14 protein-coding genes and 1 tRNA gene (1 of these 15 cut by a window edge) are annotated in these 11,915 nt (G+C 68.5%); 7 read left to right on the forward strand and 8 right to left on the reverse strand.

The genetic code is table 11. The annotated features are described in order from the left end of the window. Positions 1–27 precede the first annotated feature (27 nt). The 7 genes from lpxK to RTY46_RS05845 are packed head-to-tail and all read right to left on the reverse strand — an operon-like array spanning position 28 to position 8,377. Positions 28–1,047, reverse strand: coding sequence for a tetraacyldisaccharide 4'-kinase (gene lpxK / locus RTY46_RS05815; protein WP_312707145.1), 1,020 nt, complete (start codon positions 1,045–1,047; stop codon positions 28–30). Continuing rightward, the gene (gene msbA / locus RTY46_RS05820) at positions 1,047–2,795 is read right to left on the reverse strand and encodes a lipid A export permease/ATP-binding protein MsbA (RefSeq protein ID WP_312707146.1); all 1,749 of its coding nucleotides are present in this window, start codon (positions 2,793–2,795) and stop codon (positions 1,047–1,049) included. The genes lpxK and msbA overlap by 1 nt, the downstream gene beginning before the upstream one ends. Next, the gene (locus RTY46_RS05825; RefSeq protein WP_312707147.1) at positions 2,792–3,214 is read right to left on the reverse strand and encodes a biopolymer transporter ExbD; all 423 of its coding nucleotides are present in this window, start codon (positions 3,212–3,214) and stop codon (positions 2,792–2,794) included. The genes msbA and RTY46_RS05825 overlap by 4 nt, the downstream gene beginning before the upstream one ends. 3 nt (positions 3,215–3,217) lie before the next feature. Beyond that, complete coding sequence (locus RTY46_RS05830; protein WP_312707148.1) at positions 3,218–3,880, reverse strand: MotA/TolQ/ExbB proton channel family protein; 663 nt, start codon at positions 3,878–3,880, stop codon at positions 3,218–3,220. A 3-nt stretch (positions 3,881–3,883) separates the two neighbouring features. After that, positions 3,884–6,292, reverse strand: coding sequence for a DNA internalization-related competence protein ComEC/Rec2 (locus RTY46_RS05835; RefSeq protein ID WP_312707149.1), 2,409 nt, complete (start codon positions 6,290–6,292; stop codon positions 3,884–3,886). A gap of 59 nt (positions 6,293–6,351) precedes the next feature. Continuing rightward, a complete protein-coding gene (locus tag RTY46_RS05840) occupies positions 6,352–7,704 on the reverse strand; it encodes a HAMP domain-containing sensor histidine kinase (RefSeq protein ID WP_312707150.1) in 1,353 nt (450 codons plus the stop codon). A gap of 1 nt (position 7,705) precedes the next feature. Then, positions 7,706–8,377: a response regulator transcription factor gene (locus RTY46_RS05845; protein ID WP_108752698.1), complete on the reverse strand. Its 672-nt coding sequence runs from the start codon at positions 8,375–8,377 to the stop codon at positions 7,706–7,708. Between the two features lie 144 nt (positions 8,378–8,521). On the opposite strand from RTY46_RS05845, the gene RTY46_RS05850 reads away from it, so the two are divergent. The 7 genes from RTY46_RS05850 to RTY46_RS05880 all read left to right on the forward strand — a co-directional run bounded on the left by RTY46_RS05850 (position 8,522) and on the right by RTY46_RS05880 (position 11,815). Next, complete coding sequence (locus RTY46_RS05850; RefSeq protein WP_312707151.1) at positions 8,522–9,295, forward strand: MipA/OmpV family protein; 774 nt, start codon at positions 8,522–8,524, stop codon at positions 9,293–9,295. 32 nt (positions 9,296–9,327) lie between these two features. Further along, a complete protein-coding gene (locus RTY46_RS05855; RefSeq protein WP_312707152.1) occupies positions 9,328–9,615 on the forward strand; it encodes a hypothetical protein in 288 nt (95 codons plus the stop codon). A gap of 126 nt (positions 9,616–9,741) precedes the next feature. After that, on the forward strand, positions 9,742–10,311 hold the full coding sequence (locus RTY46_RS05860) for a TlpA disulfide reductase family protein (RefSeq protein ID WP_312707153.1): 570 nt from the start codon (positions 9,742–9,744) through the stop codon (positions 10,309–10,311). An 11-nt stretch (positions 10,312–10,322) separates the two neighbouring features. Beyond that, positions 10,323–10,517 (forward strand): hypothetical protein, encoded by a 195-nt coding sequence (locus tag RTY46_RS05865; RefSeq protein WP_312707154.1) that lies wholly within the window; start codon positions 10,323–10,325, stop codon positions 10,515–10,517. A gap of 65 nt (positions 10,518–10,582) precedes the next feature. Further along, positions 10,583–10,777, forward strand: a complete 195-nt coding sequence (locus RTY46_RS05870; protein WP_312707155.1) for a hypothetical protein — start codon at positions 10,583–10,585, stop codon at positions 10,775–10,777. Between the two features lie 262 nt (positions 10,778–11,039). Further along, entirely contained in the window at positions 11,040–11,270 is a 231-nt protein-coding gene (locus RTY46_RS05875) for a hypothetical protein (protein WP_312707156.1), read from the forward strand. Between the two features lie 65 nt (positions 11,271–11,335). Next, positions 11,336–11,815, forward strand: a complete 480-nt coding sequence (locus RTY46_RS05880; RefSeq protein ID WP_312707158.1) for a hypothetical protein — start codon at positions 11,336–11,338, stop codon at positions 11,813–11,815. Positions 11,816–11,895: 80 nt separating this feature from the next. On the opposite strand, the gene RTY46_RS05885 is transcribed toward RTY46_RS05880, so the two are convergent. Then, positions 11,896–11,915 (reverse strand) — tRNA-Val (locus RTY46_RS05885) (it continues 155 nt past the right edge of the window).

An 11,915-nucleotide genomic window follows, 5' to 3' on the forward strand; every position in this document is an offset into this window, starting at 1 on the left:
AGGCAGATGCAAGCGCCCTCCGGCCGCTCAGTTCGGGCGCAGCTTGTCCAGGCGGTCGGTCAGGGCTACCCAGAACGCGGCAGGCAGATCGGCGCGCAGCGGCACCGCAAAGTGCCAGTCATTGCCGAAGGCGCGGCACTTCACCGCGTCCTTTTCGGTCATCAGCACCGGCAGCTGGCTGCCAAAGGACAGATCCTGCGGCTGGTACACCTGATGGTCGGCGAACGCATGCGGCACCACCCCGATGCCACGCGCGCGCAGCATGTCGAAGAAGCGCTGCGGGTGAGCGATACCGGCCACCGCGTGCACCCGCTGCCCGGCGAACGAGGACAGCGGTCGGCTGCGACCGCCTGGCAGCGGTTGTGCCCTGTCAATCTGCAGAGCCATCGGCCACTGCCCGAAACCACAGGCCTGCGCGGCGGTCGCCGGGTCGGACTGGCCCAGGTTGACCACGCGGAAATCACACTGCTCGGCGCGCCTGATCGGCTCGCGCAGCGGCCCGGCGGGAATCATCCGGCCGTTGCCGTAGCGGCGCTGCGCATCCACCACTTCGATCTCGATGTCGCGCGCCAGCCGGTAGTGCTGCAGGCCATCGTCACAGACGATCACGTTGCAGCCGGCATCGACCAGCGCCTTGCCAGCCGCCACCCGATCGCTGTCCACGCGCACCGGAACCCCGGTCTTCCAGGCAATCAGCACCGGCTCATCACCGCCCAGCGCGGTCGGCGTGTCCGCTTCCACCCAGCGTGCGGTGCCAGCGTCATCGCGGCCGTAGCCGCGGCTGGCCACGCCGGGCTTCCAGCCGGCCTCGCGCAGGCGGTTCACCAGTTCGATGGTCAGCGGCGTCTTGCCGGTGCCACCTGCGGTGATGTTGCCGACCACGATGACCGGGACCGGCAAGGCATGGCGCTTGCGCCAACCACGGCGGTAGACCTGCCGGCGCAGGCCGGCAATACCGGCGTACACCGGTGCCAGCAGGCGCATCACCCAGGGGACCGGGCTGCCGTCATACCAGTACGCGGGGGTCTGGGTGCCCTTCGCAGCCATCAGTCCTGCCTGTCGCGGAACTGCATGCTGTGCAGGTGCTGGTACAACCCGCCCATGGCCAGCAGTTCCTGGTGGGTTCCACGTTCAACGATACGGCCGTGGTCCATCACCAGCACCTGGTCGGCGTGTTCGATGGTGGACAGGCGGTGCGCGATCACCAGCGTGGTGCGCTCAGGCATCAACCGCTGCAGCGCATCCTGCACCAAGCGCTCGGATTCGTTGTCCAGCGCCGCAGTGGCCTCGTCCAGGATCAGGATGGGGGCATCACGCAGGATCGCGCGGGCGATGGCCAGGCGCTGGCGCTGGCCGCCTGACAAGAGCGCGCCGTTTTCGCCCACCGGCGTCTGCAGCTGCTGCGGCATGCGCGCGATGAATTCCCAGGCGTTGGCCGCTTCGGCCGCAGCGCGGATCTGTTCATCCGTCGCGTCCATGCCATAGGCGATGTTGGCCGCGATGGTGTCATCGAACAGCATGACCTTCTGCCCCACCATGGCGACCTGGCGGCGCAGATCGGCCAGCGGGTACTCGTCCAGCGGTACGCCGTCCAGCGCGATGACGCCGCCGCTGGGCTCGTAGAAGCGTGGCACCAGCCGGATCAGGCTGGTCTTGCCGCTGCCGGAACGACCGACGATGGCGGTGACGGTACCGGGCTTGGCCACGAAGGTGATGTCGTCCAGGGCGATGCCGCTGTCCTCGCGGTAGCGCAGCATGACGTGGTCGAACGACAGTTCGCCGCGCACGCGCTGCACGCGGGTGGTGCCGGTATCACGCTCGACCGGCATGTCGATGATGCCGAACAGGCGTTCGGCGGCGGCCACGCCGCGCGAGATCGATGTCTGCACGCTGGTCAAGCGGCGCAGCGAGGGAATGATGGCCATCATCGAGGTCATCAGGCCCATGAACTGGCCCGCGTTGAGCTTGCCGGCCAACGCTTCGCGGGTGGACACCCAGACGATCACCGCCAGCGCCAGCGCGGCCAGGAACTGCACCACGCTGGAGGCGGCCGCGCGGGTGACTTCCACCTTCATGTTCAGCGCGAGCATGCGGTTGGCCAGGCGCGAGTAGCGGGTCATCTCGTGCTGCTGGGTGCCGTGCACCTTCACTTCCTGCTGCGCGGCCAGCGATTGTTCGGCGGTCTGGGCCATGGTGCCCATGCCGTCCTGGATGCCGCGGCTGATGCGCCGGTAGCGCTTGCCGACATAGGACACGATGGCGCCGATCAGGGGCACCACCAGCAGCATGGCCAGGGTCACCTTCACGCTCATCTGCAGCATCACCACCAGCATGGCGATGATGGTCAGGGTGTCGGCAACCACGGTCTTCAGCGCATCGGCGCTGGCCTGGGTGACCTGCTCGGTGTCGAAGTTCAGGCGGCTGACCATCACCGGCGTGGCTTCGTTGTCGAAGTGCGACGACGGCAGGTGCAGGTACTTGTGCAGCACCTGCTCACGCAGGTCGCGCACCACGCTGCGGCCGGTCTTGGCCAGCGTGTAGTCGCTGACCCAGGTGGCCAGGCTGCGCATCAGGAACAGACCAAGAATGGTCAGCGGCAGGATGACCGCCATGCGCGGTTCGGGATTGACGAAGCCGCGGTTGACCAGCGGTTCCATCAGCTTGGTGAAGTGGTAGCCGGCCAGGGCCTCGACCACCATGGCGATGACCGCCGCCACCATGAACACCCAGTAGGCACGGGTATAGCCCAGCAGGCGTTTGTAGATCGGCCACACCGGCGCGTGATTGGAACTCATGGACGCACCTCTGGCGCAGTGGCAATGGCAATACGACGGAAACCGAGCTGACCCAGCGCATCCTGCGCGGTGACCACGGCCTGGTAGGGAGTGCGGGCATCGGCGCGCAGCAGCACGGTCTGGCTGCGGTCGCTGCCGGCGACGGCGGCAAGGGTCTGCTTGACCGATTCAACGTCGCTGCGCAGCACTTCCTGGTCGTTGATGAAGTAACGGCCTTCGGCGTTGATCAGCACGCTGAGCGAACGCGGTGGCTCCGGATTCTGCTGGTCGCTGGCGGTCGGCAGCTGCACCTGCAGCGTGGAGCGCGCATCGAAGGTGGTGGTGACCACGAAGAAGATGATCAGCACCAGGATGACGTCGATCAGCGGCACCAGGTCGATGTGCGGCTCATCCTGGGATCGGTCGTTGCCGATGCGCATCGATCAGGCCTTGGCCGTGGCGGGCGCTGTGGCGCGCGCGACCGGGGCCGGGTTCATCACCCCCGGGCGACCATCCAGCGTATCCAGCAGCGCGCTGGCCTCCTGCTCCATGTCCACCACGTAGCCGTGGATGCGGCCCTTGAAGTAGCGATGGAACATCAGCGCCGGAATCGCCACGATCATGCCGGTGGCGGTGCACACCAGCGCCTTGCCGATGCCGCCGGCCAGCTGGTTCACATCGCCCACGCCATGGTCGAGGATGCCCAGGAACATCTGGATCATGCCGATGACGGTACCCAGCAGGCCCAGCAGCGGGCCCGCCGAGGCAATGGTGCCCAGCGCGTTGAGGAAGCGCTCCATGCGATGCACCAGGTGGCGGCCGGTATCTTCGATGCGCTCGCGGATCTGGTCGCGCGGGCGGTTGCGCGCTTCCAGCGCAGCGGCCAGCAGCGCACCCAGCGGCGAGTTGGCGCGCAGGGTCTGCAGGTGGGCCGGATCCAGCTTGCCGCGGGCAGCCCAGTTGCGGACCTCCTGGCCCAGGCCCGGCGGCAGCACCTCGTTACGCCGCAGGGACCAGAAACGCTCCAGGACGATCGCCAAAGCCAGTACGCCCAACAGCAGCAGCGGCACCATCGGCCAGCCACCGGCCTTGACCAGTTCCCACACGTTTCAACCCTCCGGCCCAACGGCCGCTTGTTCGATCGACGATAGGATAGCAGCCGACCGCGCCTGCCCAGCGGCATCCCACCACCGGGCCGCATGGACCCGCTGCTCGCGCACCCGCAGCCCTTGTGCGCCAAGCCATACGCGGATCGCACCGGCTTCGGCGGTGAGCAGTACTTCGGCGCCGACCGCGCGCCAGCGCTGTACCACGTCACGTTTCGGATGGCCGAAGCGGTTCTGGTGGCCGGCCGACACCACCGCCAACCGGGGCTGCACCGCTGACACCCAGGCCGGGCTGGAGCTGCCGCCACTGCCGTGATGGGGCACCAGCACCACCTCAGCCCGCAGCTTGCCGGCGCCATCCCGCAGCAGCTCCTGCTCGGCCGCGCGTCCAATGTCCCCGGGCAGCAGCACGGCACCGTGGGCACCGGCGATGCGCAGCACGCAACTGGCTTCATTGCCGGCTGCGGTCGCGTTCGGCGCGGGGTGCAGCACCTGGAAATCGACGCCGTCCCACTGCCAGCGCAGGCCTTGCCGGCAGAGGGCCGAGGCACCGGGCGGCGCCTGCCCGGGCGGCGCCAGCACCTGCAACCTCGGCAACTGCCGACGCAGCGCCGGCAGCCCGCCGGCATGGTCCAGGTGATCGTGGCTGAGCAGCAGGTGCTGCGGCGGCGCCTGCCCCAGTGCGCGCGCGGCCGGCAGCAGTACCCGCTCCGATGCCGCGGCGCCGCCCGGTGGCCCCGCGTCATACCAAAGCGCATGGGTGGCCGTTCGCACCAGCACCGCGGCGCCCTGCCCTACATCGTGCACCAGCAACTCGATCTCACCGTGGCGCGGCGCCGGTGCCGCAGGCCAGAGCAGGGGCAGGCACAACAGCCCGCCTGCCAGCAGACCGCCGCTGCCGCGTGGCAGCAACCACCAGAACACCCCCAGCACGGCGACCGGCAGCGCCCAGCGCGGCGCCTCGGCCAGCCACCACATGGCCTGCGGGTGTGCCGCCAGGGGCTGCAGTGCCTGCCAGCTGAGATCGAACAGCCAGGCGGCGGCACGCCACGGCCACTGCCCCGCGCCGTCATGCAGGGCGTGCAGCGCCGTACCGGCCAGGGCCGCTGGCACCACCACCAGGCTCCACCAGGGAATGACCGGCACGTTCAGCAGCGGCCCCCAGCGCGCGGTGCCCCCGAACAGCGCGACCGCCAGCGGCAGCAGCGCAATGCTGGCCACGCCCTGCGCCGCCAGCGCGCCGCGCACGTGCTGCCACAGGCCGTGCGGACGCTGCTGCGGCAGACACCAGACCAGCCACAACACGCCGCCAAAGCTGAGCCAGAAGCCAGCCGACAGCACCGACAGTGGGGCCGGCAGCAGCATCAGCAAGGCGGCCAGTGCCAGGCACTGGGAAACCGGGACCGGCCGCCGAACGGCCCGCGCCAACCCCACCACCGCGATCATCAGGGCGGTACGCACGGTGGGCAGCTCGGCGCCGGCCAGCAGGGTGTAGCCCGCCGCCGCCAGCGCCGCCGCAAGGGCGGCGGCCTGCGTTCGCGGCCAGACGATCGCCAGCGGCGGCCACAGGCGCCACAGCAGAGCACACAGCAGTGCCCCGCACCCGGCGACCAGCCCCACATGGAAACCGGAAATTGCGATCAGGTGAGTCAGCCCCAGCGCACGCAGCTGTTCCCAGTCGACGTCGCTCAGCCCACGCGTGTCCCCCAGCGCCAACGCCTGCACGAAGCGCGCCGAGGGATGCCCGACCTGGGTGACGATGGCATCGCTGCTGGCTTCGCGCCAGGCCAGCAGACCCTGCGCCGGGCGCAACTGCCGTGCAGGGGCCTGCGCCCGCACGCTGGCGTTGCCTGCCAGACCCAGCAGCAGGGCGTGGCGCTCGCCGTCGAAACCGCCAGGATTGATGCGCGAGCGAGGCGCGCGAAGCCGCAACGGCAGCTGCCAGTGCGCCCCCGCGCGCACTCGGCGACGCTGATCCTCGACCCGACTGGCATTACCAGCACGTGCACCGTGCAGATCATGCCAGCGCACCTGCAGGCGGCGCCCGTGCAGTGATGGTAGCCCGTCAGCCTGCTCCACCTGCAGCACGAAGCGTGTGTGGTCGGGCGCATGGCTCGGCAGATCGACTACCCGGCCACGCACCTGCACGTGCTGCGCGTCCGGGGCCGCAGGCCATTGCTGCTGCAGCGCCCAGTGGCCGTGGCAGGCCGCCCACGCCAACCCGAATACAGCGGCCGCCATGATCCGGCCGCGCCAGCGCAGCAACCACCCCGGCAACGCCAGCGCCACCAGCACCGTGCCCAGCCACAAGGGCGGCAAGGCCGGCGCGGCCATGCAGGCCAGCGCCCCCAGCACCAGCGCTGCCGCACAGGCCGGGCCCAGACAGGGAGACAAGGGCGCAGTCGCAACCATGTCCCCAGCATGCAGACCTGCGACGCGAACCTGCCATCAGACGACGCCGTAATGGGTTGTCAGCGTTCACTTCGGCGTGGTCCGCCGCGATGGAAGTTGACGCGGAAACGCGCGCCACCACCGGGCGCCTCACCCACGCTGACGCTGCCACCGTGGTGCTGCACGATTTCCTTCACCAGGTGCAGCCCCAGGCCACTGCCATTGCCGGCCGCGCGCAAGCGATGGAATGGCTCGAAGATCGCTTCGCGATCGCCCACCGGTACACCGGCGCCCTGATCGCTGACCTCCAGCAGGCCCAGCGGGTCCACCCGGACACAGATGGTGCCGCGACCGCCGCCGTGCACGATGGCGTTGTGCACCAGATTGGCTATCACTCGGCCCAGTGCAAGACCGTCGCCCTGCACCCACACGGGCGTGTCGGGCGCATCCACTTCGAAGCCATAACCGGCGCCGACCACCAGTGGCGCCAGCTCGGCCGCCGCCTCACGCACCAGATGCGCCAGATCCAGCCGCTGCAGTGCAGTGGTATTGCGGTCCAGGCGCTGCAGGTCGAGCAGGTGTTCGGCCACGTTGCCCAGGCGTGCCACGTCGGTCAGCAACTGCGACTTCAGCTGCCCCTGTGGCAGCTGCGACAGGCGCGCCTGCACCACTGCAATCGGCACCCGCAGCTCGTGCGCGGCATCAGCCAGGAACTTGTCACGTGCCGCATAGCCTTGCTGCACCTTGTCGATCGCATCATTGAAGGCCTCCACCAGCGGCGCGACTTCGGTGGACACCAACTGCGCATCCAGGCGTGCACCAGGTTGGCCAACATCCAGTTCCTTGGCCTGCTGTGCCGAGCGGCGCACGCCGCGCATGGCACGGTGGATGACGGTCGGCATCACCAGCAGCGTGACCACGATCAGCGGCAGGAAGAACCACAGGCCGATCAGGCGCAGCACCATCAGCGCACCATCAACCAGCCCGCCCTTGGGCGCGCCGCCAGCCATCACCGTGATGCGCCGGCCCTCGTCGTAACGGATCATCACCCGCGCCACATCCAGATAGGGCGGCACCAGCGACCCCAGCTCGGTCGCGCCCAGCGTCGGCAGGCGCGCCAGCAACGGTGCATGCACCGCAGGCACCTTGCCGCGCTCCAGCCACGCGCCCTGGTCGTCCACGGCGGCGAACCACAGATTGCCGCCAGCGCGCGCGTCCAGCTTCTGCCAGCGGGCCTGGTCCAGCTGCAGGTGGCCATCCACACTGCGCAGCGCATCGGCCACGTCTTCGGCCATGAACATGTCCATGCCCCAGGTGTCCTTGTCCCCCCAGGTAATGATCAGCGCGGCCACCGCGAACAGCACGGTGAACGCCTGGGCCAGGAACAGACGCCAGGCCAGGCCGAGGGTGATCGAACGGATCGGGCGCGCCATCTCAGACCTCCGCCAGCAGGTAGCCGACGCCACGGATGACGTGGATCTCCACGCCCGCCCCGGCCTGCTGCAGCGCCTTGCGCAGCTTGGAGATATGCGCGTCCAGTGCGTTCGACTGGATCTCGTCATCGAATCCGTACACCGCCGCCTCCAGCGCACTGCGGGTGACCGTACGTCCCTGGCGCATCGCCAGTGCCTGCAGCACCAGCACCTGGCGTCGCGGCAGCGCCAGCAGCTGGCCATCCACTTCGGCCTGCAGGGATTCGAAATCGAACGCCAGCCGGCCCAGTACCAGGCGCGGCGTCACCATGGCCGTCGGTCGCCGCGACACCGCGCGGATGCGTGCCATCAGTTCTTCGATGGCGACCGGCTTGACCAGGTAATCGTCGGCGCCCACATCCAGTCCTTCCACCTTGTCCGACAGGGCCCCCTTGGCGGTCAGCATGATCACTGGCAGGTTCGGTCGCAGTGCGCGTGCCGTGGCGACGAAGGCCACACCGTCGCCGTCGGGCAGCTGGCGGTCGAGCAGCAACAGCTGATGCACCGGCTCGCGCAGGGCCAAGGCGGCCTCGGCCAGGCTGCCGACCACATCGGCCACCACCCCTTGCCGCTCCAGGCCGCTCTGCAGAGCACGGGACAGATCGGGGTCGTCTTCGACCAGGAGGATGCGCATCGGAGGCTCGGTGGCGGAAATCGCCGCCGATGATAGTGCTTGTGGCGGCAACGCGACGTGCCCGTCGCGTGCGCCGGCCGCGCAATGTTCCGACAATGTTCGGGGCGCAGCATGAGGGCTTGTTCACTGCCCAGTCGTCCCTCGATGTCCCTGCGTTCCCCTGCCCTGCTGCGTCCCCTGCTGTGCACCGTCGCTCTCTCCACGCCGCTGCTGGCAACTGCCCAGGACCAGGAGGCCGCACCGGGCGTGCAGGCCGGCATCACCGTCGGTGCGACCACCGGTGCGTATGCACATTACGATGACAAGCCGCTGGTGGTGCCGGCCCTGGCATGGCAGGGCAAGCGCTTCTTCGCCAGCCCCGGCTCGCTGGGCATGCATCTGTACAAGGCTGACGGCCTGCGGGTATCGGCCGTGGCAACGCCCTACACACTGCGGTTCAAGACCGACGATGTGAACGATCCGCAGCTGCGCCGCCTGCACAGCCGGCAGATGTCGGCCATGGCCGGGGTCAACGCCGAATACAAAGCGGACTGGGGCATCGTCGCGGCCAGCGTGCAGCGCGAGGTCAGTGGTCACGGTGGTGGCATGGAATCGAGCCTGCACTACAGCTACCCGATCCAGGCCGGCCGCTTTACCTGGGTGCCGCGCGTGGGCGTGGTGCATTCCAGCGCCCGCCTGCTCGACTACTACTACGGCATCAGCAATGAGGAAGCCCTGCGTTCCGGGTTGGCCGCTTACACGCCTGGCAGCGCCACCTCGCCGAGCCTGCAGATCGCGGTCAGCACGCCGCTGGGCAGCAAGTGGCGCGCCACCGGCGTAGTGGCCAACCAATGGTTCGGCAACGCGGTGAAGGACAGCCCGATGACCCGCGACGGCAGCCAGACCTCCGCCTTCCTTTCACTGATGCGCGCCTTCTAGCGTCGCGCTTTTCCCGCCCAGAAGGACCTCACATGGCCGCCGCCAGCCCGCTCCACGACGCACACGCGATCCTGCACGCCCCTGATCTGGACAGCGCCGAGCGCGTGTACCTGGGGTTGCTGCCGGACCTGGCCCATGTGGACGCGCTCACCCGCCATGCGCTGGGTGCCTCGCGCGCCGCCGATGCTGCGCGCGGCTACGTGCTGTCGATGACGCTGGTGGGGCTGCGCCTGCAGGAACTGGAGATGGACGAACCGTGTGCCAGCGCACACCGCCAGGCGTCGCTGCGCAGCCTGCGCCAGGCCTTCGCCGCTGCCTGAGCACCGCGTGGTCACTCAGGGTGGCGTACCGTAGATTGGGAACTGCGTCACCGAAGATGCAAAAGCTTGACATTCCCGTTGCCGTTTCAGGTATGGTCGATGCAACGCGGCGTTCAAGGATGATCGATGCTCAAGCGTGCACTGTTTCCTGTAGTCGCTCTGCTGTTGGCTGCACTGGTCATCATGCTCTCCTGGCAGAACCGTCAGTTGCGACAGATCAACGAGCAGATGGCGGCCCAGCTGCAGCAGACCCAACTGGATGCGCACGGGCTCGCAACCGGCACTCGACCGGAACTGTTGACGCTGCGGACGACGCAGCAGGCTCATGTCGACATCGGCGGCACACGCGCCGCTCCGCAGATCCTCTACTTCTTCTCTACGGCCTGCCGCTACTGCCTGGCCTCGGTGCCGCAGCTGCAGCAGATCGCAGCGGCGCGCGGCAGCGCCGAACTGGTGGGCGTCGGCCTGCCACCATATGACCAGCTTGCCACGTACGCCGGCAAACACGCGCTGGCGTTCCCGATCGCCGTCGACGATCAGGGCGTAGTCTCCAAACGCTATCGCGCCACGCTGACGCCGATGCTGATGGTGCTCGCCGCAGATGGCAGCGTCGCCTACAAGCATGTCGGCCAGCTCGACACAGCGACGGTACAGGCCGTCGCCAACGCACTGAATCCGGGAAGCCACACCAACTGAAGGAGATACACATGATCGGGAAGAAAACGCTGTTCTCGTCCGTCGCCGGTATCGTCATCGTTGCTGCAATGTCATTCGGTGCCGCCCAGGCCTTCGCCAAACCGGTGAAGACCGGCTTTGCGCCGGGTTGCGTGGACACCCCCGGGTGCATGTTCGGCGGCAATGGCCGCGCCGGCGGCACGCGCATCTGCTGCGTCGCCAACTGATTCCGCTTCGACACCGCCCCGCAAGCGGTGACTTCATGTTCCATCGCCATTCCAAGGAGATACACATGATCGGAAAGAAGAAACTGTTCTCGTCCATCGCCGGCATCGTCGTGGTCGCCGCCATGTCGTTCGGTGCCGCGCAGGCCTTCGCCACTCCCGCCAAGGCCGGGTTCGCCCCGGGCTGTGAGTACACCCCGGGCTGCCCGTACGGCGGTTCAGGCCACTGGTCCGGGCCTCGCCTCTGCTGCGATCCGCTCTGAGCCCGCCTGAGGGTTACAGCCACGTCGTGACCTGAGCCCAGGCTTCCCGGCCAACGGGGTCACTTCGGAGCAAACGGGCCGGACAGCCTTCATCGGTCGTCCGGCCTTTTTCATGGCCGCGCGCCACGGCCAGCCCCGGCCCGCCCTGGATTCATCCTTGCTGGCTCCCGTTGGCACGCGCTTTTCCGGCCTTCGTCGCAGATCGGTTTCACGCCGCAGGCAACGGTGCAACGCTGGACTCCCTTCTCCGGAGCACCGTGCCATGCCGATGCTTGCCCTGCTTCTGCTGTACGCCGCCGTGCTCGGTGGCGACGAAAGACTGCCAGTGGCGCACGTGCAGATTCGACTGGGACAGGACAGCGTACTGTGCTGGGAGCGCGACATCTCCCAGCGCACACGCACGCTGGGCTTATGGCGGCAGACGGACGGCAGTTGGCAACTGCAGCATCGCCTGCGCGTGAACAGCGGGCGCCCGCTTCCGGCATCGCGGTGATGGAGACCGTTCATCCGCTGCTGGATTCTTGATGCCAGCATGGGCACCTGTCGAAAGGATGCGCCATGCCCCCTGTTTCCATCATCCGCACTGGCCCGATGCTGGCCTGCGTGCTGTTTGCAGGCTGCTGCCCGTTCGGAAGCGAGATCCGTTCGCGCCCCACGTTCGTCAATCCACAGGTGTCGCCGGCAGCATCGCGCGCGCTGGTGGCAGAGTGCGATCGCCAGGGAGCCCAGCTGCGCAGCGAGCGCGAGCGGGCGTTCGTCGCCACCACGCGCGCGGAATGTGCGCTGCCGGCCCCCTTCGCCGACTACGCGATGGTCAACGCCCAGGGCCAGACTCTGCCGCCGGCAGAAGCCGCCGAGCGGCGCGCCAGCCATGTGCAGCGCGTCTGCGCGGGCGCCCCGCGCACGGACAAGGAACTGGCAGCCCTGTGCCCGGACTGCCGGGCAAGGGCGGACGATCAGGTGGCGCAGTGCCGCGCGGAAAAGGGCATCGTGCGCAGCTCAAGACCGGTGCGCATGTGCAGCATGATCCGGTTCTAGCCAACCGGCAGAAACGAAAACGCCGGCCCAAGGCCGGCGTTCTGGACTCCACCGCTGCACCGGCAATGCCGGGAGCCAGGTGGTGGGCGGTACAGGGTTC

It is taken from the genome of Stenotrophomonas sp. (assembly GCF_032056425.1).
GTDB lineage: Bacteria > Pseudomonadota > Gammaproteobacteria > Xanthomonadales > Xanthomonadaceae > Stenotrophomonas.

Bases quoted from the DNA above. Each gene is read 5' to 3' on its own strand.
- lpxK (WP_312707145.1), bottom strand. From the start codon at position 1,047: ATGGCTGCGAAGGGCACCCAGACCCCCGCGTACTGGTATGACGGCAGC.
- msbA (WP_312707146.1), bottom strand. From the start codon at position 2,795: ATGAGTTCCAATCACGCGCCGGTGTGGCCGATCTACAAACGCCTGCTG.
- RTY46_RS05825 (WP_312707147.1), bottom strand. From the start codon at position 3,214: ATGCGCATCGGCAACGACCGATCCCAGGATGAGCCGCACATCGACCTG.
- RTY46_RS05835 (WP_312707149.1), bottom strand. From the start codon at position 6,292: ATGGTTGCGACTGCGCCCTTGTCTCCCTGTCTGGGCCCGGCCTGTGCG.
- RTY46_RS05840 (WP_312707150.1), bottom strand. From the start codon at position 7,704: ATGGCGCGCCCGATCCGTTCGATCACCCTCGGCCTGGCCTGGCGTCTG.
- RTY46_RS05845 (WP_108752698.1), bottom strand. From the start codon at position 8,377: ATGCGCATCCTCCTGGTCGAAGACGACCCCGATCTGTCCCGTGCTCTG.
- RTY46_RS05850 (WP_312707151.1), top strand. From the start codon at position 8,522: ATGTCCCTGCGTTCCCCTGCCCTGCTGCGTCCCCTGCTGTGCACCGTC.
- RTY46_RS05855 (WP_312707152.1), top strand. From the start codon at position 9,328: ATGGCCGCCGCCAGCCCGCTCCACGACGCACACGCGATCCTGCACGCC.
- RTY46_RS05860 (WP_312707153.1), top strand. From the start codon at position 9,742: ATGCTCAAGCGTGCACTGTTTCCTGTAGTCGCTCTGCTGTTGGCTGCA.
- RTY46_RS05865 (WP_312707154.1), top strand. From the start codon at position 10,323: ATGATCGGGAAGAAAACGCTGTTCTCGTCCGTCGCCGGTATCGTCATC.
- RTY46_RS05870 (WP_312707155.1), top strand. From the start codon at position 10,583: ATGATCGGAAAGAAGAAACTGTTCTCGTCCATCGCCGGCATCGTCGTG.
- RTY46_RS05875 (WP_312707156.1), top strand. From the start codon at position 11,040: ATGCCGATGCTTGCCCTGCTTCTGCTGTACGCCGCCGTGCTCGGTGGC.
- RTY46_RS05880 (WP_312707158.1), top strand. From the start codon at position 11,336: ATGCCCCCTGTTTCCATCATCCGCACTGGCCCGATGCTGGCCTGCGTG.